This window comes from Burkholderia sp. MR1-5-21, from assembly GCF_053427715.1.
In genome coordinates this window covers 144,862-165,978 of sequence record NZ_JBSAXD010000013.1, presented here as the reverse complement: position 1 = coordinate 165,978, position 21,117 = coordinate 144,862, and the positions used below count along the sequence as shown (strand labels likewise).

Here is a 21,117-nt window from a genome sequence, read left to right as displayed (position 1 = left end):
ACCGGCCGGAACACCGCCCGACCGGCCCCTCAGCACTCAGATGATGAACTCCATCGTTTTCGTGCCGCATTGCTCGTCCGGCAATGGCTCGCCGCGTTGCGCGGCCGCCAGCAGCCGGCCGATCGCAACGTGGACCACGTCGGCACGCACGCTGGACGGCGTGAAGCCGGCCGCGTTGTCGAGCCCCTCGCGGTGCGCGCGCATGATCCGCACGTCCTGCCGAATCACCGAATGCGTGTAGAGGTGCAGCATTGGTTTCAGCGCGCGCAGCACCGCGACCGGCAATGCGAAACGATAGGCAATGTATGTATAGACGCGCGACCGGCGTGCGTCGAGCGGCGTGATCTGGCTGATGATCAGGAAACTCGAGCGACTGCCCCAGTGATAGTCGCAACGCGTGACATTCGGTGCATGGAAGTGGTCGGTATGCCGCAGCGGTTCTTTCGCCGGATTGGTCAGCCAGTCGAGCATGCCGATCTTGTCACCGTCGTCGTGATAAGTCACCTCGACACGCTGATGCTTGAGTTCGACAGTCGCACGCAGCCGCCGGCCGCTCGCCGAACGGAAAATCCGGTCGTGCACGAACACCGTGTGAGGGACGTCCATGAAGTTCTCGGCCAGCGCGCCTAGATCGCCGTCGAACGTATTGACCATGTAGTACGACTGCCAGGGGCGCTCGCCGTAGTGCGGCATGTCGAACGGCCGCTTCAAGGCGGAGTCGCCTCGTCCACGGTAGACCCAGACGAGCCCGTGCTGCGTCAGCACCGGTAGCGTGCGCTGTCGATACGGATAGGTCGCGCCCGTTGGCGGTCCGCTCGCACCGTCGATACTCGGAATTCGCGTCACGCTGCCGTGACGATCGTAATGCCAGCCGTGATAGGGGCACACGACGCAATCGTCGACGATCCGGCCGGCCGACAATCTGGTACCGCGATGCACGCATTGATCGACGAGCGCGACGATTTCGTCATCGGTCGTCCGGAACAACACGATGCCGAGGCCGAGTATTCGCGTGGCGAACGGCTTGCCGCGCTTCAGTTCCGCTTCGGTGCATGCGACGTACCAGTGCTCGGTCCAGGCGCCAAATGCCTCGGCGTCGGGCGTCGGCTCGCGGCAAGGAGCGCATGTCGTCGCAGCGGAAACGTTCAGCATGACCATTCATCCTCGATTGACGCGCGCAGCGCGATCGCGACCGCGGCCCGGCCGATCAGCGCGCGCGGCTTGACATCGCCGGCCCGGATGCCTGCGCACTCGTGCGCCCGCTGAACGAGATCGGCCAGATGCGCGGCGCCGCCCGGTACGCGCGCCGCGCGCAGCGGGCCGAGTTGTCCGAGCGCGCGCGCGTGCCGGTAGTGAAAAGTGCGTGCGAGTGCTTGTTCGAGCGCGTCGCGCGCGGCGGCGACATCTCGCGTGCTGCTTGCGAACAGCAGCATATAGTGCGGCGGATCGGCATCCGCGCACGGAAACACGCATCCGTCGTCGCTTGGCGAAAGCGCCTCTGCGAGCGAAGCAGCCAGATAGTTTTCTTCCAGTTTTTCGCCGACCAGATCGCTTTGCGCGCCGGCCCGCCCGACGAATGCGACGCGTGGCGTGCGCCCCGAATATCCCGTCACACGCACCCGGTCGCCGAGCCGGTAGCGGTACAGGCCGCCTCCTGTCGTTATCATCACTTCGGCGGTGTCGCCCGGCTTCAATTCCTCGACGCCTGCGACGGTGCCGTCGTCGAGCAGGAACTCCAGAAAGTGGCTGCGGATCGCGAGCGGGCAGCCGGCATCGTCGCCGAACGGCAGGCTCACCACCGCTTCGGTGGAAAACAGGCCTTTCGGAAGCAGCGCGGCCTGCGGGAACAAGGTTCGCGCATGCGCTGCGTAGCGTCCGCTCGGACCATCGGTCCAGCAACTCAGTGCGGCAAGCCGCGGCCACAGCGGGCCACAATGTCCGTCATCGAGCGCGCGCCGCAGTGCCGTCACGCGCGCCGGTGGCAATTTGTCGAACAGGAACGCGAGCGTGTCGCGGCGCCGTGGTTCGGCGTTGTCGAAAAGAGGACGGAGCAGGCTCGTCAGGAAGGTCGGACTCCACACGCTGATGAACGCGAGATCGTCGGCGGCGATCAGCGCTCGCAAGGTCTCGTTGCGCCATGCGTTGCGGTCCCCCGACAGCGACGGCGCGACGAGCGTCGGCAGCAGATCGACGAGCGCACTGTCGGCCAGGTAATCGAGATCGCTTTCCGATCCGATCGCAATGCCGTTGGCAGCGCGCTCGCGTGCCTGCATCGGCGGGGACATCGACCAGTACGCACGTCCTTTTGCGACGTCCGGCACCGCACGGTACAGATCGGCGAGCCAGACGATCAGCGCGAACTGAAGTTCGTCGAGAAACTCGCGCGTGTATGGAATCAGCTTCTGTCGTTCGCTGCTTCCGCTCGTGCGTTCGAAGAAGCGCGGTGGCCGTGCGGTCAGGATCGGGCCGGATTCGCGGAGTGCGCGATCGATCCATGGACGCATGTCGGAATACGTCGTCGTGGGCACGCGTTCGCGAAACTGCGCCGGGTTCGCGATATCGGCAAATCCGTTCGCAGCGCCGAATGCCGTGTTCCGATTCGCGGCAAGCAGGCGTGCAAGATACGTCGCCTGCGCGTCGGCCGGTGCGTCAAGCGCCGTCATCCACGCATCGTGGACGGGCCTCGCGGAAGTGGCGAATGCGGCCCACGCGTCCTGTGCATGCACGAGCGTCCCCCCGTCAGAAATAGGTCTTGTCGAGCTGAGCCAAATCGCTCGGCAAGTGGCGCGGCGGCTCGAACACATGCAGCCAGCCATACCACAGCGGCCGAGTTTCACCGGGATCGGAACGCGCGTGCAGTTCCTGCCAGCGCAGGCTCGGATGCCGGTGATGCGTGAGGTTGTAGTTGAAGTTGAGGAATGCCCAGCGAACCAGCGCGGGTGCGCGCAAATTGTAGGTGCCTTCGATCACGTCCAGCGGCGTATGCATGTGATAGACCCACTGCAGCGACGACCACGAAAACGCGAACGCGAGATAGGCGATCGCTAGGTCGAGCGGTCGCCAATCAAGTAGAAAGCCGAACGCGGCCCACGCGGCCACGCCTGCGATGACTTCGTAACGAATTCGCCGGAAATCGGCGGCATCGAAATCCCTGAATGCAGCCGCATACGTGTTGTCGCGCCCGTACTTTGCCCAGCCGGACGGGATGCGGGTGGGCAGCGCGGCCAGGACGACGCTGCCGATGAAGCTCGCGAACCAGATTCCGCCGACGATCGCCGAGTAGTATTCGATCCGCTTGCGCCACAGCGAAGCGTCCGGCTCGACGAAATCCACCCGCTCCGCGAGCGTCCGGTTGCGTACGTGGTGACCGAGATGATTCACGTGAATGAGCGTAGCCGCCGCACCGAACATTGCCGATGCCCACCACATCATCAGGTAGTTGATCGTCGAGCGCCGATGGCCAAAACCGTGGAACGTCTCGTGCATCATCGAGAACACACCCTGCATGATCAGGCAGAACGGCACGAGCGCCAGCCATCTGAACGGGCTGCTGACGTGCGACATCCACGTCAGGATGCCGGCCCACGCGAAGCTCTGCAGTGCAAGCACACAAAGATTCAGCCGGTCGAAACGCGGCGAATGATTATCGGTGGCGCATGCATCGGCAACGAACATACAATTCGAACATGGATTGTGGCATCGAGGCAGAGGATACCCTCGATCGCCGCCGCCGAACAATACGCGCGCCCGCCGTCCGCACGCGTTACCGCCATGATCGCTCCACGCCATGCCCACAGGTCGCCCCGACGACGCAAAGTACTTGCCCTTCGATGACGCGGCCGACATCCGTCGGCGCGATCCGCGCTTCCACTTTGCGGACGACATCCCGCGCGACTGGTATCGCGGACAGATTCGCGTGACCCGTTTCTTCGACGCGTTCTCGATCATGTTCCCGCTTGGCGAGAAATTTTTTGTCGACAGCGTCAGGCATTACCGCGACGCGCTTCCGGCCGGCGGCGCGCTTGCGGCGCAGGTGGATGCGTTCCTGTATCAGGAGGCGACGCATATCCGCGAACATCGTGCGTATAACCGCCGCCTGGCTCGTCAGGGCATGCCCGTCGACGCGCTCGAAGCGATCATGCGGCGAAGGCAGCAACACAGCCAACGCGTCGCGTCGCCACTGCTGCGTCTCGCGTTCACTGCGTGCCTCGAGCACTACACGGCAATTCTCGCCGATCTCCTGTTGCGCGATCCGGCCATTCTCGACGGCGCCGACAAGTCGATGGCCACGATCTGGCAGTGGCATGCGGTGGAGGAAATCGAGCACAAGGCTGTCGCATTCGATGTGTTCCGCGCGTGCGGTGGCGCACCCATCAAGCGCTACTGCATGCGGACGGCGGCGATGCTCGGCGTCTCCGCGTGTTTCGTCGTCGATCTTGGCTATTTCATGATTCGTCTCGCCACCGCCGATCGCGACGCAGGCAACTGGCGGAGCTGGGCCCGGCTCGGCTGGTGGTTGTTCGGTGCACCAGGTGTGTTCACGCGTGTGCTGCCCGCCTGGCTGGCGTGGTTCTCGCCGCGCTTTCACCCCAGCCGGATCGGCAACCCGGCAACGCTTGCAGCAGCCCGCGCTGCGCTCGCGGCGGCCGGCACGGCGACGGAGTCCGCATGATCGCACCGCGTCCCGTCTGGCTACCATACGGTTTCGACGACTGGCGGCGGCACTACCCGTCGACGCCGTTCGAACGTCCGCCCGCGGCACTCGACCGGACAGCGCGCTTCGTCGACTGCTGGCAGGCGCCCGGCGCCGTGGCGCGCGCGGACACTGTCATCGTGCTGATTGCCGGACTCTATTCAGAATGGATTCCCGCGTGTTTCCGGCATGCGGCGCGCGCGCTGCGCGCTGCGCGCCATTCGGTTCTGCGCGTGCCGGTCCGTTCATCGCGCGGCGTCGCCGAACAGGGGCGGCATATCGCACGGGTGCTGCAAGCACGCTTGCCGGCCGGCACCCGCTTCATCATCCTCGCCCACAGCAAGGGCGGGCTCGATGCGCTGGCGGCGCTGCACGCCGATTCCGGGTTGCGCGCGCGTTGCGACGGCATCGCGCTCGTTCAGCCGCCCGTCGGCCCGAGCGCAATCGTCGACGCTCTGCTTGAGCGGTGCGGCGCGCGCATCGAACCTGCGTGGTTGCGCTGGACCGCGGGCAAGCTGATGCGTACGCGCTGGCTGCACGCCGGCTCGCGTGACATCGGCAGCGGCCGTGATCCCGGAATCGCGAACCTGCTATCGGCACTGCCCGCCGACCTGCACTGCGTACACGTCGTGAGCTGGTCGGTGGAGCGTCAATCCCGTTTCGATGCGCATCACCCGCGCCTGGATCGCTACCGTCCCGGGTGTGCGCACGACGGGCAGTTCTATCTCGACCACCAGACGATTCGCGGCATGCCGCAAGTGTGCCTGCCGCATCTCGACCACGGCCAGCCGGTTCTCGGCGGCGCGGGATTCGACGCGGGGAGGTTCTGGCTCGCGCTCGTCGCGCTCCTCGATGCCACGCGGCCGACCGTCCCCGCTGGCGCTCAGACCAGGTAGATCTCGAAACCGGGCACTTGCTCACCGTCACCCAGATCGAGCGGGGGCACACCCGGTGCGGACAGCGTGTACAGGTCCATCGGGAGCGCGGTATACCGGTAGCCGCGCAGCGCGGACCAGAGCGGATCATGGTCGTACAGGCACAGCTGGATCAACGCATAGCGGCTCCGCAACCGTTGCCAGGCCGTGTCGAGCAGCGCCTGCGCGACGCTCGGGTCGCGCCTGCTCACTTGCAGATGGGTCAGATAGATGTCCCGCAGCGCATGACCGGGCGCTGCGATCGGGGGGCGACCGAGCAATGGTGCGACCGCGTTGATGCCGCGACGCAGTGCGCCGAGTTGCCACGGCAGTCGTTCCAGTACGATGCGCTTGATGCGCCCCGCGTCCCATGGCGCGACGCATCCCACGATGCGACGCTCCGCGTCGCGTGCCACCAGGAATGACTCGATCCCGAAGTCCGGCCAGGTACACAGGCGACGCTCGAATTCAGCCCGGGTAAAGATGCAACCGAAGGGTTGCGCGCGCGATTCACGGTCCAGGAACGCGCGTAGCGCGTCGGCATCCGCTGCCGACGCATTCGTCACCGTGACTGGGTCGATACGCCGGGCAGCGGGGCGACGTGCATAGATCGACACGTTGCTGTAGCCGCGCCAATGCCGGAATCCGAGCCGGTCCGGTTTGCCGGTACCGAACAGCGATTGGGTTGCCAACCGGTTATCGCGAATCACGCAGCAATACGTATGGTGGACGCCGTCATGCGCGGCCAGTTCGGCGAGGCGATCACGTACATAGCCGGTCCATGTGCGTGACAGATGGCGATCGGGGGCGATGCGCAGGTCGCCGAGATAAGCGATACGCTGCGCGTTTCCGGCCAGATAACCGTCGCGGACGACCAGACTCGCCATTCCCTTGACTTGTCCGGCGTCGCCTTCTGCGAGCCACGTGCGATAGTCGTCCGAATGACAGCGGTGCAGTGCGAAATAGTCCGGCGCGCGGTCGAAGCGCAGTGGCATCCCGCCGCGCATCGCATATCGCGTTTGAAACGCGAGGAGCTGCTCGTTGTCGGCCGCCGTTGCCGGCCGGATGCGCGTCACCTGCTCATTCACCGGTGAAGATCCGTCTTGCCATCGGCCTCAGGTTTTCCGGCGTTAGTTCGCACAGGCAGACAAGCTCGTCACCGCGCGCGTAATGCGGGTTGCGCTCGAGGAAGTAGGCGACATCCGGCAGTCGCTGATGCGCATGTGGCACGTCTGCGAGAGTTGGTGCGAGGCGGCCTTGCGGCACCGGGAAGCTGAGTACGCCGGACACGGAATCGTATGCGCGGCCGAAGCGCTCGACCGCGAGATGATCGAGCAGCGCTTGGGTCGAAGGCGCGGTCGGACGGTCGAAGCGCGGTGCGAAGTCACGCGCGAACGCGCGCAGGTATCGGTACGTGCGATGTCCCTTGCAGATCAGAAACCAGTAGAGCGCCACGCCGGGCGTGAGTCGCTTGAGCTCGCCCGCAAGCCGGATCCAGCTGAACGCGAGCTGCTGGCTGCCCCAGCATGCCGGGTCCACGATCGTGTCACCGGAAAACAGGACGCGCAGCGTCTTGTCGCGCCACGGCTGGTCGTACAGCTTCAGCGTGGAAAAGCCGCGCAGTTGCCCCGTGTCGTCACGCATGACGATGCAATGCGTCTTGTCGTCGAGATCGCGTTCGAAGCGCTCGAGTTGCGTGTCCCGATAGCAGGTCGAATAGAGCGCATACATCTGTGCAACGTCGACGTCGCGCAGCTGCGCACGCGTCATGGAACTGGCTTGAAGCGGCATGGCGTCGTTATTCATGCAGGCCGAAACGATTTATCATCATACTCGATCGAGCCGCCCCCTTTTTCTCATGCGCGCCACGCCTCATGCCTCCGTCTCGGCCTCACAACCCGCACCCGATGCATGGCGCTGGCTCGCAATCTACGTCGTCGTATCGGGCGCATTGTACTTCTGGGTCACGCATATGCCGCTGGCCCCCGTGCGCCTGTTGCGTCCGGGGCCGTACGACGCGTTCGTCGCGCTCGTGCCTGCCAGCGTGCCGCTGTATCTGAGTTACGCGCTCGTCATGCCGTCGATCGTCTGGTTCGGCCGGCGCCGGGACTGGCTGCCACCGGCATTTTTTGCGGGTGCGTTTGCCGCCGGCCTCTGCCTCGTCTGCCACGTGTTCTGGCCAACCGCTGTGATCCGGCCGCCAGTCCCGAGCGGATGGCTCGCGTGGCTGTACCGGATCGACACGCCGCTCGCCGCAAGCCCGTGCGGGCATGTCGCGTTGCCCGTCGCAGTCACCGTGCTGCTGTTTGCCTTGCGTGCACGGGCCGCGCGCTACTACGCCGCGTGGAGTGCCGTGCTGGCGCTCACGGTCCTGACAACCGGACAACATCTGCTCGCGGACATGCTCGCGGGCGTCGTACTCGGTATGGGGGTGGGCGGTGTGACGGCAGCGCTCGTACGTCTCGACGTCGACCTGCGCACGGTTGGCGCGTTGCTCCTCGAATGGCTCTGCATCGTCGTCACCGTGCGGATCGCGCTGGCTGCAGGCCATTGGGCGGTCTACCTGCTTGCGGCCGTCGTTGTCGCCACCCGGCAGCATGCGCTGTTCATCCTGTATCACGACGCGACGCACTTCCACGTGAGCCGCCGCCGCTTCACGAACGACTACCTGATCAACGTCGCGATCGGCGTGCCGGGACTCGTGCCCATCGAGTTCTACCGGCCGCTGCATCTCGCGCATCACCGGCACGTCGGAACTTCGCAGGATCCCGAACGGAATTTTCTGTATCACGCGCAGCCATGGAAGTTTGAGCCGCTCGATGCGTTGCCGCTTGCTCGGCAATTGCTTGGCGACCTGCTCGTGGTCAACATGGTGAAGAACATGCGCGCGTACCGCCGCGCGAACGGGCGCGGCGCGTCCATGACGCTGCCGTTACTCGCGGCAGTCGTGACGTGGGGCGTCCTGCTTGCGCCGCTCGGGTATGCATGCACGGTACGCGAACTGCTGACGATCGCGGCGCTCTGGTTCGTTCCGCTCGTCACGATCGGCGCGCTGTTGCAGAAAGTCCGAAGCATTGCAGAACACAGCGGTGGGCCAGGTGTTACGCCTGGCTGGTACGACTGGACTTATTCGTGGCGTGTCGGGCTATGCGGGCGCTTCTTCATCTGGCCATACAACATCAACTACCACCAGCAGCATCATCGCGAACCCAACGTGCCGTGGCATCGCCTGCCTGCGTTGCGTGCGCCTGGCGAGCCGATCCTGTCGTCGCGGCAGTTGCCGGCGCTGCTCTGGTCCGGGGCGCCGGACCGAGGGCGATAAGAGGGAGGCGATAGCCGTGCGGCTGATCCTTCAGCGTGCGGCTGGGAAGCAGTGCGACGTCGCTTTTCTTCAGTGACTCGAATTCCCGGTCCATGTGGATGGGGCATGCGCGTAGCGCGCGGCGAGAACAATGCGTATCTGTCGTGGTGGGGGCGCCGTCACGATACGGACTACGGCATGCCGGGATATTCCTGTTGATCGGGTAGCGGGTCGACCGCTGCACGTGTCCGCTACGAAGCGCGAGTACGAAATCTCTTCGGTGCCGAGCAGAGCACGCGAGTCATCGCCAGTGTCGCGATAGGGAAAAGAGGGAGGCTCGCGGACGATCCGCAAAGCCAAAATGAAAAAGCCCGGTAGATCAAAGATCTACCGGGCTTTCGCATTTGGTGGCGAATCAGGGACTCGAACCCCGGACCTGCGGATTATGATTCTCGGGGTCTTTTAGTTTTCGGGGTTTGTGGAGTTCGATGAAGATTATAAGCTATTGATTTCATGTAAAATTGCTGCTCTTTGAAATTTTCGCGTCGAGCAAAAACGACGTGCATGGTAGCAAAGGGGTAGCAATGATAAGCGAAGACGGCAAAAAGGAACGGGCGGACAAGGAGCCCCTGAACTTCACGAAAGCGGCGATCGAAGCGTTGCCGGTGCCCGCGAAGGGAGCGCCATGGAAGTACTACTACGATACGAAGGTGAGCGGTCTGGCAATCGGCGTCGGCCCGAGCGGCATCAAGACGTTCATCCTGTATCGGAAAGTAAATCGTAAGCCGGAGCGGATTAAAATCGGGCGCTATCCCGATCTGACGGTGGATAAGGCGCGAGCAATGGCCGTGACGCTGATCTCGGACATTGCGGGCGGCGCGAACCCGGCGGAACTGAAGCGCGCCCGCCGCGCGGAGATGACCTTCGGCGATCTGTTCGACCAGTACCACAAGAACCACAGCGTCCCGCACAAGAAGACGGCGGACGAGGACAAGCAGAAGTTCGACAAGTATCTTTCGAACAATAAGGACGGGATCAACCTCGCGTCGCGCAGGTTGTCGGAAATCACGAAGGCGGAAGTCGCGCAGCTCTTCGCAAAGATCAGCAAGAGCCATAGGGTGACAGCCAACCGGGTGCTCGCGCTCGTCAGCAGCATCTTCGGCAAGGCAATTGAATGGGGCATCTGGAACCAGATCAATCCGTGTCAAGGCATCCGCAAGCATAGTGAGGTGAGCCGCGACCGATTCCTTCAGCCGGACGAATTGCCGAAGTTCTTTGAGCAGGTGTTGGCGTATCCGAATACGACGGTGCGCGACTATATACTGATCAGCCTGCTGACCGCCGCGCGTCGCAGCAACGTGCTCGCAATGAACTGGAATGATGTGAACCTGGAGCGGGGTGAGTGGCGCATCCGGGAAACGAAGAACGGAACGCCGCAATCGGTGCCGCTTGTACCAGACGCGATTGTGATCCTCGAGGCTCGGAAGAATTCGACGGCGTGCTCCGACTCGGAGTTCGTATTTCCGGGAGCGGGCGAGTCGGGACATCTGGTTGAGCCGAAGAAGGCGTGGAAGATCATTCTCGACAAGGCTGGCATTGCCGATCTTCGGCTGCACGATCTTCGCCGCACGATGGGGTCGTGGCAAGCCGGGACCGGCGCGAACCTGTCGGTGATTGGCCGGTCGCTGAACCACAAGTCGACGCAGACGACGGCAATCTATGCGCGTCTCTGGCTCGAGCCTGTTCGGAACTCGATGGAAACGGCGGCGAGTGCGATGTTCGCGGCGGCCGGTTTGAATAGCGAAAAGCGGATCGATGAGGAAATTTCCGACGACGAGTAGGCTCATCGCGTTGAGCTGAGGCCAAGTTTCGGATACCGAGTGGAGGGCACCATGCAAGACGACAATGACAGCGCGGAACCGTTGTTCGGTGTTTCTGAACTCTCGCCGCAGGTTCTTGAAACCTACGCCCATCTGTGGCAATTCGAGACATGGTTGCGTCGACTTGTCTATGTTCAGCTTCGCGCGCTCGATGGCGACTCATGGGAATCAAAAATCAATGCCGCCAAAGCTAAGATGCCTAAAGACAACGACAAGCGCATGACCCATATGCCCACGCCGGAGGATGACGTCTTAAGCTTTGTCCAACTTTCAGAGTTGAAGCGCGTGATTTCGGATCACTGGCGGCTGTTCGAAGCGTACATGCCTCCAAAGACTATCTGGGATGCAAAGCTCGAAGAGGTTCTCGCCATTCGTCACCGGGTCGCTCACTTTAGGTCGCTCCATCGTGATGATCTCCCTCGCGTCGTGCAGTTTTTGCGCGACATCGATCAGGGTTTTTGGCGCTTTGTTACGTCGTACAACAATCCACATCCCGTGCTGCCACAAAGCGACGATCCAGTTGTCGCACACTTTCTGCCTCTTGATCTTATTCCGTGGAGGCAAACAACTGATGGCGCATGGGCTCGGATCGGTTCGGCTGATTCGCGTGAGCGTTTCACAGTCACCGTAGAGGTGTTGGCGATGCCCTGGGGCGAATGGAAAGTGCCAATCTCTGGGCGGGAAGGGTTTCTCTACAACGTGACGATCTTCGGGAGAGGGCAGCAGTACCTGGATTACAGCCGCCTCCTGCGATCGACGACTAAACTGCATGATCACGTTGTCTACATATCCCTTGACCGAGGTGCGACGCAGGTCCGCTTCACAGTGCCAGCTTGTCTCGGGACGGCAGCGATCATATCCATTGTCGAGGGCTTTGACGACGCGGCTCGAAACAGCCTGGTTGTATGGGCGCACGATGCATCAGAGGGAGCAGTACAGGTGTTTGCCGATGCGCAGCCAGAGTATGTGCTTGGCCCGCTGAACCCGCTGTCCTTTCTCAGTCCTGACATGCCGTGCGCATTTTTCCAGGGTGTCTCCAGACATCGATAGACGAAGGCGCCCCTTGCCGCAAACTTTGAGGCAAGACTGGTGCCGCTTGAAGACGAACCGGCGACCAATTAATACCACACGGGGCAACGGCATGAGCCTGAACTATAATTCGCGAGTTATTGCGGATGCTCGAATCACCAACATCAACGGCACGCGCGGTTTGGGCGTAAGTGCCCTTCGCCTAAATGTAGAGTTCCATAAAACGCCATGGGCGACCGACGAAACGCAGATTGGTGCGAACGTGCTATGGGGAGTTTTGAGCCTGCGATTCTTCTCCGGAATTGCCAGCGAGTTGGGGCGTGTCCATCCCGATCTTCCGATTTATCTGGCTCCTAGCCCCAACGGCGGCGTTGTCCATCACACCTTTTCCATTGCTCTGAGTGACACGCAATTGCTCGCTATCGAAGATGCGCGAAAGGGTGGAAACGTCGATCTGAAGCTGACCATTGTGGCATCGGGATATTCTTCGCAATACGGTCAGCAAGCCATCACCGATGATATCTCTTATAGGGCGAACCTCAGCGATTGGGCGCGAATTCTCAATGAGCTTGGTCATGGCGATGTGATTGTGCTTGGGGTCCACCTTCCCGTTGGCAACGAAGCGGCCCCGTTACGCCCAGCCATCGAGTTCCTGCATCAAGCGAATAGGTATCTGGCTAGTGGCGAGTACGACGCAGTCGTCGCGCGGAGCCGTTTAGCCATCGAAAGCGCGCAGAAAATTCTTGGCGATGACGATGCCACGCGGGTAGCAACGTCGCTGTACCAGAAGCAGAAGGCGAGCATGTCGACGCTTCAGCGTGAGCAGATGATCCGGGAGGCAGTGCGGCATTACGCGCATCCCGCGCATCACGTTGACAATGAAGGGTGCACGGAACGGTACAGTCGATCGGACGCGGCCTTCCTACTTACTATGGCGGCCGCGGTAATCACGAAAGCGGCAACTAGAACACCAGCGCAATATGGCAGTGCTGTCACTCCTGAAGAGTAAGCGATCTGCCTGGGAATTTAGCCAATATCATTCAGATCATAACTCCCGAAGAGATGCGAAATCGAGCTTTAGCGGTGCGCCGAAGATTGATGCCCATGTGTATGACTTTCTTTCCTGTTCCGGAATCGTTGGTGGATAGGCGATAACGCACTGGCGAGTTGTCAGCTGTTCGATACGATGTGCGTTATAGTCAATGACGAAAACAACTGGGTCTTCAATAGGCGGCCGCAGCGCATTGGACGAAAGATGGACGAAGGTCGAGGCACCATAAAGCCGGATTAACAATGCCATGTGAAAGCGTCCTGCGCGGCTCTTTTGATGTACCAACGTCATAACGTGACGATCATGCGGTACTCCGTTAAACGCTTTTCCAGCCTCTGTAGATTGGACTGCGATCGGTACAGAATCCGTCAGGACCGCGCGCTTGATGCGGTTGAACGCATGATGACGAACGTAACGTTCCCCGAATACGTGCGCAACGAGGTTTACTCCGATCTTCGCTAAGACGCGCCCGTAGTCGTTCATTTGCATTGAGAGCGACAACTGCACTACGGGGTTGGCTAGTGGTTCGAAGTCCGGTTGCACCGATTGCGGCAGTTGACTTGTTGCCTTTCGCGTTTGAGTAAGTAGGGAGGCCGCCTCTTGGTGATCGGATAGACGCAGTACCACTTGGCCCGCGGTGCGTTGATAAAGCGTGGGCTTTCGACCCGCATCATCGGTTTGAGGTGGAACCGTGAGTGGCTCTCGCCACACGCAGGTAGTCGGTGGTTTGGAGAGTATTTCGTTTCCTACGAACCTGTAGCCATCGCCGTCCCAAATATAGTGTTCTGCGTGATATGTGGCACTTTCGGAGTCTGCTCGCTTCGCAACGAGCGTGACTTTTTCGTTGATCGCCAGACGTAACGATTCTAAAAAATCTGCGACTGGAGTGTGATCTCCGCCAGCGAGCTTGACTTGTCCGTCGCCAAGAAAGACGAGTTGCAATAGGGCGACGGGTTTGCCGCGGGCGGCTACTTCAGCCTCTATCGGACCGTGCTCAGGTAGGATGATCGTAGCGGTGCGCGTGTCAATTGTAGGGATGCTGGCTTTTTTCCCCTTTCCACGGCCATGATGCTGCAAGAAAATTCTGCCAATTGCAGCGGGAGATGACCTCATGAACCGTGCTTCCAACTTCGAAAAGACGTTGGTGTTGCAGTGTCCGCAGACGAGGCCTTTCAACAGATATCGCCGATCGTCACCGCCGAGACCAGCAGGAAACATATGTTCGTCTGTGAACTGACGGTCCTGATTGCAGTAGATGCAGCTACGAGAACTGGTGTTCGGCATATGCGCGGCGAAGTTGATGCTCGTTTGAAATATACTTTTGTGTCAAATCCACGCTGGACCAGCGCCGACGATAGCAACGGGCATGCTGTGGGGAAATCGGACACCTACGGTACTGCAGCGGTTCAGGCGTCGCGCTCCGCCCACGCCCGTTTAACGGTTGCTGTGCCAATTCCGAACTTCTCGGCCGTTTCTCGGATGCTGGCACCGCTCTCGGCCCGCCATGCGTCTCTTGCGGCAAAGTCGTGTGATCGAGCTCGCCCTTTATATTTTCCTTCGGCCTTCGCGATCCCGACACCCCCGGCGCTGCATCTCGGCGCGATTCTTGTAGTCGGCCTCACCCTGCGCCGCCATGAACGCGAGTACGGCATCGCACGTCGCCTTCTGGATCGGGTCTGTCTCCCGCCCATCGAACGTCATGCCGTTGAGCGTGCATTCGACGCGCACGCCCAGCGCCATCAGCCGCTGCATGGTCCGGTGCAGTTCGTCATAGCGGCGCCTGATCCGGTGGAGCCAGCGCACGATGAGAGTGCCACCGTGCCGCAGAGCGTGTTCGGCTTTGTGCCACTCTTCGTGCGCGGCCCCTGATCTGCAAATCTGCACGGCAACTAAAGCAGATCACCTCGTCGAGAAGACAGGCGTCAGAACGGAACGAGGTCGATATTGTGTTTATCAATTGCCCACTCCCGTACTGCCTGCGCAAAGCATGCATATCCACTGAAGTCGTCGACCGCGATAAGCGTTCCGCAGTACGCGTAGTTACCCGAAACGCTGTCGGCACAAACCCAAGCGCCCGAGTCACCTGCTGCTGGCCTGATTGCAATTTTCTGCGGAAGCCAGGGGGAGCGTCCACTCGAACTTGTGATCTGGAAAATATTGTTGAAACAACGAAAATTACCGTCGTTAAAAAGGACTCTATAAATCGCACAAAAGGCGCCTACCTGATAAGTGTGTTTTCCGGATGCAGCCCCCCTCATTACAACATCCGTTCCGGAGTCAAACTGTGAGCAGTCGAAAATGGCGTCAATTAAACCGATTGCTGAGACTGTGTTTTGCGGCGCATGATGAGCGTCTGGTTCGAACAAGGCAATGTCGACGTGATCGCTTTGCCAGGTGATTGTATTATTGCAGCCTCGTGCTCCGGTAATGACTAAATTGTTATAAGTGGTATGAGTAACCGTTCCAGCATTGTTGTAGGTGGTCCCGCCAACATCCGTTAGGTTCACTTGCGTGTTTGGAGTGGTCGCAACATGCGCACAGGTTACACCGAAAATCTTGCCGGTGTTTTGATCCTTGAGGAAGCCACCCAGGGTACCATCCTCATTTGCCATCATACTGGTGCTCCCTTGTACGCTGGCCGCTGCACGTGCAACAGGTCGCTCTTCGACGGTGCAAAAAAAGGCCTTCTGCTGATCCGCAAAAGCGTAAAGCTCATTGCGACTAACGCTGTCCCCTCCCGGTGTGATGCATATTTTGACAATGAAAGGCTCATCTAGTCCTTTCCCTTGTCGTTGACTGAAATTCTTCCATGCGCCCGGTCGCCAGTTTGGATTAGGGCGTGTAGCGAATCTCGGCCTTTGACGTGCGAGTTCGTTCAGAGGCCAGTAAAAGTCATAGTGTTCTATGTCGGAGCCGGTTCTCTGGTGCGCGTCCCACATCAAAAGCCAGAGAGGGTGAAAATCAATGGTTACGCCCTGTACCAGCTCTAGATTGATACGCTCATAACCAAACAAGGCACGCAGAAAATCCTGAAACTCGCTGCTGCGGGAAAATTCCAGTTGCGCCAGCATTCGGTGCTCCTTGTCTATTGTGGATTTTTCGCGTTAGGGTCTTTTGCAGTAAACCCATGCTTCCGGGCTTCATCAAGGCTAATTTTCGGCCGATAGTCGCCTGCAAACAAAATGAAGGCTCCGCTTAATATCAATGCCACTGCTGAATTGTAATATTTATCCCAAAGGAATGAGTTTATCGCGTAAGACCAGATTGCAAATGCAATGCAAGTGACGGCGAGCTGGGGCAACAGCATCTTGTGACGGGTCGAGCCGTTTATGCCTTTTTGCACGAACTGACGTCGAAGAAGCCAATAGCATGCGGTCAGGCAAAGGACGAAAACGATGAGTGCGAGGTCGTATGTGGGAAGAGCCGAAAGCGGAGCCTTGTCATAGCTGTGTATCGCTCCTTGCGCTACCGCGTAAAATCCGGCAACGTCGGGCTGGATATACTTTAGTAACCGGTCACTACGGCTATCAGTTGATTGACTCCCGGCTTTGCTGACGGCTTTACCTCCCTGTACATCCAGTCCTGGCTTGACTATCCGATCCATCGCTGCCCCCGGAGTTAATGTGCATTGCGCGTCCATGACGCGGTCAGCATTGGTGTTGAATGTGTTCGTTGCGAATGACTATATACCGAATCGCAAGACTGTCGGCCACATCGTTTTTCGCGGTTGTCGACCAACTAAGACGACATGCGCTCCGCACACGCCCGCTTTACCGTTGCCGTTCCGACACCGAACTTCTCCGCAGTCTCCCGAATACTCGCGCCGGTTTCGGCGCGCCATGACCTGATGGCAGCATAGTCGTGGGATCGTGCTCGCCCCTTGTATTTCCCATCCGCCTTCGCGATCGCCACACCACGACGTTGCATCTCTGCCCGGTTCCGATAGTCGGCTTCGCCCTGCGCGGCCATGAACGCCAGAATCGCATCACGCGTCGCTTTCTCGATGGGGTCTTTGGCTTTTCCGTCGAATACCATCCCATTGAGCGTGCACTCAACCCGAACTCCCAGGTCCATCAACCGACGCATGGTCCGATGTAGCTCGTCGTAGCGGCGACTGATGCGGTCGAGCCAGCGCACGATGAGAATGCCGCCGTGCCGCAGGTCGTGCTCAGCTTTTCTCCACTGCTCCCGCTCGTCAGGAGCGACGTGGTAGCCGCTCACACCCTCGTCAATGAAAACATCCTTGTCCTGCACGTCGTGGACTCTAGCGTCTTCGTACTGGCTCGCGGAGGACTGGCCGTCCGTGGTCGAAATCCGCCCGTAATAGAGCTTGCGCATGATTTTACGTGGATCATATAAATTGATGGATCAATTATAGCATGGATCAAATAACTGGTTGATCCTGTTGATCCAAGCTCATACGCTCCGGCGCTTGGCTCGTTGCGGTGTACCCAAATGAGCCGGGGAGCATTGGTCAGCATCCCAAGCGTAGCGACTGCCCCCGGTTCGATACTGACTGTGCGCCGCTTACTTCATAATACTGACCACACGTCTCGAAATTCAGTCGCTTACGCCTTACGCCGTCGCCACCCGAAAGCGAAACCAGAAAGCCGGAAGAACATGGACAAAAAATCGCTATCTGAGCAGGACATCCGCAGCAAGTTCATTTCTCCCGCCCTCGTCGAGGCCGGGTGGGACCTTCAGATGCAGATTCGGGAAGAGGACCGATAGGCATGACAGAGCTAATCATTCTCGCTGACGAAGTCTCAAATAGTTCTTCGGCATCGTCAATTCGTACCGGCGTACCAGTCGGACTACTTGATCCTCGGCATCCCGCAATCTCACCGGATGTCAAGCGAGTGATTCTCAAAGACCGCTATGGCGACAAGCTAGTCGCCGACGGCCTGGAGACGGGGCACCTAGTCCTCGATGGGCAAGGGCAACTAATGTTTCAGTCACGCCTCCCAGTGCACAGCCTTGTCGGCCATATTTTTGAGGCTTTTTGCGTCCGGCGCTTCAACGACGACAAGAACGGTGTTGGCAGGAATGCCTTTGCATGGTGCACTGGTAGGAGTCGCACCAGAATGGAGTTTATAGAGCAATTTGTAGCGATCGGCACTGGATTCATTTCCACAAAAAATGCATTTCCGCACTTTTACGCGCCGCAAGACAAATTTGATATTCAGTTCATACGGCCGAATCCCGATACAGGAGAACACGAGCCAGCAACATATATCGACTCCACGAGACCGGGTGGCATCCAGGTTAAGGCAATACGAGGCAACGAGTTGAACGAAATCATCACGCCATTGCGCACCGGTCGGTATACACATGTCCTCACGATGCTCAAGCACGATAGCGGGAGACACAGCTACCAAGTTTGCATGCGCACGCTGTCCGATATGGCGGCTAATCATCAAATCAACCTCACGGAAAAACTTCGACTCGAAAATTCGATCATATCTCCCGATATGATTGGACTCGATCAATATGAAATTGACGATTACTATGATTACATCGGAGATTGGTACAATGCGCGAGCAGTTCCTGACAATAATATACAGGACGCGATGAGGCTCGAGATAGCGGGTTACAAATACCAAAACGGGATACTGATTCCGGACAACTGAGCCGGTCATAAGCATGTACCTGGGCGAAAACCGAACCGCCAGTTCGGTCTTCACGATCGCCGAGACCGGCGATCGCATTGCCGAGCAGGATATTCACATTCACCGAATTATGCAGGGGCACCGGCAGATTTCGCTTAGTCAGCATACCCGACGCTGCGCGACTGCCCTGGGTTCAGTACTAAGATTACGCCGCTTGCTTCATAACGCTGTCGACACACTTTGAGTTACAGTCACCTGTAGGCGAATTCGGACGGTCCCGGGTAGCCAGAAAGCCGGAAGAACATGGACAAAAAATCGCTATCTGAGCAGGACATCCGCAGCAAGTTCATTTCTCCCGCCCTCATCGAGGCCGGGTGGGACCTTCAGCTGCAGATTCGGGAAGAGGTCGCGCTGACCGATGGCCGTGTCATAGTGCGTGGCAATAAAGCCCGTCGTGACGAAAAGACTATCCGTCGTGCTGACTATGTTCTGTATCTCAAGCCAGGTATCCCGCTCGCAGTAGTCGAAGCGAAGGACAACAAGCATTCAGTGCGTGACGGTATCCAGCAGGCGCTCGCATATGCCGACATGCTGGACGTTCCATTTGCGTTTTCGAGCAACGGCGACGGATTCCTCTGGCACGACCGGACCATGCATGATGGCGTCCTCGAACGCGAGATTGGCATCAACGAATTCCCGTCACCGGACGTGCTCTGGCAGCGTTATCTCGCATGGAAAGGCATTGCGCCGGAAGCCGCCCCCGTCTACTCGCAGGATTACCACCCCGGCAAGACCGCCCGCTACTACCAATTGAACGCGGTGAATCGCGCGATCGAGGCTGTGACCAAGGGGCAGCAGCGCATCCTCCTTGTCATGGCGACCGGTACCGGCAAGACCTTCACGGCTTTCCAGATCATTTGGCGTCTGTGGAAAGCCCGTGCAGTAAAGCGCATCCTGTTCCTTGCTGACCGCAACATCCTCGTAGATCAAACCAAGGTCAACGACTTCAAGCCATTCGGCGGCGCGATGACCAAGATCGAAAATCGCACGATCGACAAGTCGTACGAGATATATCTGTCGCTTTATCAGGCCGTCACGGGAACCGAGGAAGAGCAGAACGTCTACCGGGAGTTCAGCCCGGATTTCTTTGACCTAATTGTGATCGATGAGTGTCACCGAGGAAGTGCCGCCGAGGATTCTGCATGGCGCGAAATTCTTGACTACTTTACCTCCGCAACCCATCTTGGCCTGACGGCGACGCCCAAGGAAACGGCCGAGATATCGAACATCACCTATTTCGGTGAACCCGTCTACACGTACTCGCTGCGACAGGGCATCGAGGATGGCTTCCTCGCCCCGTACAAGGTGATCCGGGTCGATCTCGACAAGGACCTCGGCTGGCGACCTACGCAGGGCATGATCGACAAATCTGGGCAAATCATTGAGGACCGCATCTACAACCAGTCAGACATGAACAAGTCGTTGGTTTTGACGCGACGCGATGAAGCGGTAGCCCGGCGCATCACGGAATTTCTGAAGGCGACGGACCGAATGGCGAAGACCATCGTGTTCTGCGAAGACATCGATCACGCTGCGCGAATGCGCCAGGCGCTCGCTAACGCCAATGCTGATCTCGCCGCCAGCAACCCGAAGTACGTCATGCAGATCACGGGCGACAACGCGGAAGGCAAGCTCGAGCTCGACAACTTTATTAATCCGCGTAAGGTCTACCCGGTTATCGCGACTACATCGCGTTTGATGACGACCGGTGTGGACGCGAAAACCTGCCGGTTGGTAGTGCTCGACCGAACGATCAACTCGATGACCGAGTTCAAGCAGATCATCGGGCGCGGAACAAGAATCGATGAAGAGCATGGGAAGCTTTGGTTCACGATTCTTGACTTCAAAAAAGCGACAGAACTGTTTGCCGATCCCGCGTTTGATGGTGACCCAGTAGTGGTTTTTGAGCCGGAGCCCGATGCGCCGGTCACGCCCCCCGAGGATGAAAACGAGACCCCGGGTATCGACGGACACGCAGGAGACCCATTACCTCCGGGTGGCGATGAACGTGTCCGGTATGTGGTCGACGAGGTACCTGTCTATGTTGTCAACGAGCGTGTCCAATACCTGGGTTCGGACGGCAAGCTGATCACCGAGTCGCTGCGCGACTTCACGCGCATCCAGATTGGCAAGCGCTTCGTCTCACTCGATGCATTTCTGCAGGCGTGGAGTGAGGCCGACCGGAAACAGGCGATAATCTCAGAGCTGGAGGAACACGGCATCCTGTTTGATGAGCTGGCACGCGAGGTTGGCAAGGAGCTGGACCCGTTTGATCTGATCTGCCACATTGCATTTGGACAGAAGCCGCTCACGCGCCGTGAACGTGCCGAGCGCGTGAAAAAACGCGACGCATTTGGAAAATATAGCGACACGGCCCGCAAGGTCCTTCAGGCGCTGCTGGACAAATACGCCGACGACGGGATCGAGAACATCGAACAGCCCGAGGTCTTGAAGTTGACCCCACTTGACCAGCTTGGATCGCCGGTCGAGATCATCAGTGCATTCGGCGGTCGTGCCCAGTATCAGGCCGCACTGCGCGAACTTGAACGCGCTCTCTATCAGTAACGCATTAACAACGTA

Annotated in this window: 17 protein-coding genes and 1 pseudogene; 8 read left to right on the top strand and 10 right to left on the bottom strand. The window is 59.4% G+C overall.

All coding sequences use genetic code 11. From position 1 onward, the window contains the following. Nucleotides 1-36 precede the first annotated feature (36 nt). From ACV229_RS19400 to ACV229_RS19390, 3 genes are all read right to left on the bottom strand, one after another. A complete protein-coding gene (locus tag ACV229_RS19400) occupies nucleotides 37-1,152 on the bottom strand; it encodes a Rieske 2Fe-2S domain-containing protein (protein ID WP_448084719.1) in 1,116 nt (371 codons plus the stop codon). Beyond that, complete coding sequence (locus tag ACV229_RS19395) at nucleotides 1,146-2,663, bottom strand: GH3 family domain-containing protein (RefSeq protein ID WP_448084718.1); 1,518 nt, start codon at nucleotides 2,661-2,663, stop codon at nucleotides 1,146-1,148. Before ACV229_RS19395 ends, ACV229_RS19400 begins: the two co-directional genes overlap by 7 nt. A gap of 76 nt (nucleotides 2,664-2,739) precedes the next feature. Next, the gene (locus ACV229_RS19390; protein ID WP_448084717.1) at nucleotides 2,740-3,609 is read right to left on the bottom strand and encodes a fatty acid desaturase; all 870 of its coding nucleotides are present in this window, start codon (nucleotides 3,607-3,609) and stop codon (nucleotides 2,740-2,742) included. 211 nt (nucleotides 3,610-3,820) lie between these two features. Between ACV229_RS19390 and ACV229_RS19385 the strand changes: the two genes are divergently transcribed. Both ACV229_RS19385 and ACV229_RS19380 read left to right on the top strand, forming a co-directional pair. Continuing rightward, complete coding sequence (locus ACV229_RS19385; RefSeq protein ID WP_448084716.1) at nucleotides 3,821-4,672, top strand: metal-dependent hydrolase; 852 nt, start codon at nucleotides 3,821-3,823, stop codon at nucleotides 4,670-4,672. Beyond that, nucleotides 4,669-5,589, top strand: coding sequence for a hypothetical protein (locus ACV229_RS19380; RefSeq protein ID WP_448084715.1), 921 nt, complete (start codon nucleotides 4,669-4,671; stop codon nucleotides 5,587-5,589). The genes ACV229_RS19385 and ACV229_RS19380 overlap by 4 nt, the downstream gene beginning before the upstream one ends. Here the strand turns inward: ACV229_RS19380 and ACV229_RS19375 are convergent. Next, entirely contained in the window at nucleotides 5,577-6,602 is a 1,026-nt protein-coding gene (locus tag ACV229_RS19375; RefSeq protein ID WP_448084714.1) for a hypothetical protein, read from the bottom strand. The two genes, ACV229_RS19380 and ACV229_RS19375, sit on opposite strands and share 13 nt — an antisense overlap. A gap of 85 nt (nucleotides 6,603-6,687) precedes the next feature. Beyond that, a complete protein-coding gene (locus ACV229_RS19370) occupies nucleotides 6,688-7,377 on the bottom strand; it encodes a hypothetical protein (RefSeq protein WP_448084713.1) in 690 nt (229 codons plus the stop codon). 202 nt (nucleotides 7,378-7,579) lie between these two features. Between ACV229_RS19370 and ACV229_RS19365 the strand changes: the two genes are divergently transcribed. The 4 genes from ACV229_RS19365 to ACV229_RS19350 all read left to right on the top strand — a co-directional run bounded on the left by ACV229_RS19365 (nucleotide 7,580) and on the right by ACV229_RS19350 (nucleotide 12,826). After that, the gene (locus tag ACV229_RS19365) at nucleotides 7,580-8,929 is read left to right on the top strand and encodes a fatty acid desaturase family protein (protein ID WP_448084712.1); all 1,350 of its coding nucleotides are present in this window, start codon (nucleotides 7,580-7,582) and stop codon (nucleotides 8,927-8,929) included. A gap of 500 nt (nucleotides 8,930-9,429) precedes the next feature. After that, nucleotides 9,430-10,749, top strand: coding sequence for a tyrosine-type recombinase/integrase (locus ACV229_RS19360; protein ID WP_448084711.1), 1,320 nt, complete (start codon nucleotides 9,430-9,432; stop codon nucleotides 10,747-10,749). A 51-nt stretch (nucleotides 10,750-10,800) separates the two neighbouring features. Continuing rightward, on the top strand, nucleotides 10,801-11,838 hold the full coding sequence (locus ACV229_RS19355; RefSeq protein ID WP_448084710.1) for a hypothetical protein: 1,038 nt from the start codon (nucleotides 10,801-10,803) through the stop codon (nucleotides 11,836-11,838). A gap of 91 nt (nucleotides 11,839-11,929) precedes the next feature. Beyond that, entirely contained in the window at nucleotides 11,930-12,826 is an 897-nt protein-coding gene (locus ACV229_RS19350) for a hypothetical protein (protein ID WP_448084709.1), read from the top strand. Nucleotides 12,827-12,862: 36 nt separating this feature from the next. Here the strand turns inward: ACV229_RS19350 and ACV229_RS19345 are convergent, their stop codons facing one another. The 5 genes and pseudogenes from ACV229_RS19345 to ACV229_RS19325 form a co-directional block, all read right to left on the bottom strand. Next, nucleotides 12,863-14,044 (bottom strand): hypothetical protein, encoded by a 1,182-nt coding sequence (locus ACV229_RS19345; protein ID WP_448084708.1) that lies wholly within the window; start codon nucleotides 14,042-14,044, stop codon nucleotides 12,863-12,865. Nucleotides 14,045-14,274: 230 nt separating this feature from the next. Beyond that, nucleotides 14,275-14,752: pseudogene (locus ACV229_RS19340) on the bottom strand (recombinase family protein). A 38-nt stretch (nucleotides 14,753-14,790) separates the two neighbouring features. Next, nucleotides 14,791-15,939: a hypothetical protein gene (locus tag ACV229_RS19335; protein ID WP_448084707.1), complete on the bottom strand. Its 1,149-nt coding sequence runs from the start codon at nucleotides 15,937-15,939 to the stop codon at nucleotides 14,791-14,793. Between the two features lie 14 nt (nucleotides 15,940-15,953). After that, nucleotides 15,954-16,508, bottom strand: coding sequence for a hypothetical protein (locus tag ACV229_RS19330; protein ID WP_448084706.1), 555 nt, complete (start codon nucleotides 16,506-16,508; stop codon nucleotides 15,954-15,956). A 98-nt stretch (nucleotides 16,509-16,606) separates the two neighbouring features. Then, nucleotides 16,607-17,206: a recombinase family protein gene (locus ACV229_RS19325; RefSeq protein ID WP_448084705.1), complete on the bottom strand. Its 600-nt coding sequence runs from the start codon at nucleotides 17,204-17,206 to the stop codon at nucleotides 16,607-16,609. Between the two features lie 395 nt (nucleotides 17,207-17,601). Here ACV229_RS19325 and ACV229_RS19320 point away from each other — a divergent pair, with 395 nt between their 5' ends. Continuing rightward, nucleotides 17,602-18,498 carry a hypothetical protein gene (locus ACV229_RS19320; RefSeq protein ID WP_448084704.1) on the top strand — a complete coding sequence of 299 codons (897 nt, stop codon included), beginning with the start codon at nucleotides 17,602-17,604 and terminating at the stop codon, nucleotides 18,496-18,498. A gap of 282 nt (nucleotides 18,499-18,780) precedes the next feature. Next, nucleotides 18,781-21,102 (top strand): EcoAI/FtnUII family type I restriction enzme subunit R, encoded by a 2,322-nt coding sequence (hsdR, locus tag ACV229_RS19315; RefSeq protein ID WP_448084703.1) that lies wholly within the window; start codon nucleotides 18,781-18,783, stop codon nucleotides 21,100-21,102. The last annotated feature ends 15 nt before the right edge of the window (nucleotides 21,103-21,117 follow it).

Bases quoted from the DNA above. Each gene is read 5' to 3' on its own strand.
- ACV229_RS19325 (WP_448084705.1), bottom strand. From the start codon at position 17,206: ATGCGCAAGCTCTATTACGGGCGGATTTCGACCACGGACGGCCAGTCC.
- hsdR (WP_448084703.1), top strand. From the start codon at position 18,781: ATGGACAAAAAATCGCTATCTGAGCAGGACATCCGCAGCAAGTTCATT.
- ACV229_RS19355 (WP_448084710.1), top strand. From the start codon at position 10,801: ATGCAAGACGACAATGACAGCGCGGAACCGTTGTTCGGTGTTTCTGAA.
- ACV229_RS19350 (WP_448084709.1), top strand. From the start codon at position 11,930: ATGAGCCTGAACTATAATTCGCGAGTTATTGCGGATGCTCGAATCACC.
- ACV229_RS19335 (WP_448084707.1), bottom strand. From the start codon at position 15,939: ATGCTGGCGCAACTGGAATTTTCCCGCAGCAGCGAGTTTCAGGATTTT.
- ACV229_RS19380 (WP_448084715.1), top strand. From the start codon at position 4,669: ATGATCGCACCGCGTCCCGTCTGGCTACCATACGGTTTCGACGACTGG.
- ACV229_RS19395 (WP_448084718.1), bottom strand. From the start codon at position 2,663: ATGACGGCGCTTGACGCACCGGCCGACGCGCAGGCGACGTATCTTGCA.
- ACV229_RS19365 (WP_448084712.1), top strand. From the start codon at position 7,580: ATGCCGCTGGCCCCCGTGCGCCTGTTGCGTCCGGGGCCGTACGACGCG.
- ACV229_RS19375 (WP_448084714.1), bottom strand. From the start codon at position 6,602: ATGCCACTGCGCTTCGACCGCGCGCCGGACTATTTCGCACTGCACCGC.
- ACV229_RS19330 (WP_448084706.1), bottom strand. From the start codon at position 16,508: ATGGACGCGCAATGCACATTAACTCCGGGGGCAGCGATGGATCGGATA.
- ACV229_RS19400 (WP_448084719.1), bottom strand. From the start codon at position 1,152: ATGCTGAACGTTTCCGCTGCGACGACATGCGCTCCTTGCCGCGAGCCG.
- ACV229_RS19370 (WP_448084713.1), bottom strand. From the start codon at position 7,377: ATGACGCGTGCGCAGCTGCGCGACGTCGACGTTGCACAGATGTATGCG.
- ACV229_RS19320 (WP_448084704.1), top strand. From the start codon at position 17,602: ATGACAGAGCTAATCATTCTCGCTGACGAAGTCTCAAATAGTTCTTCG.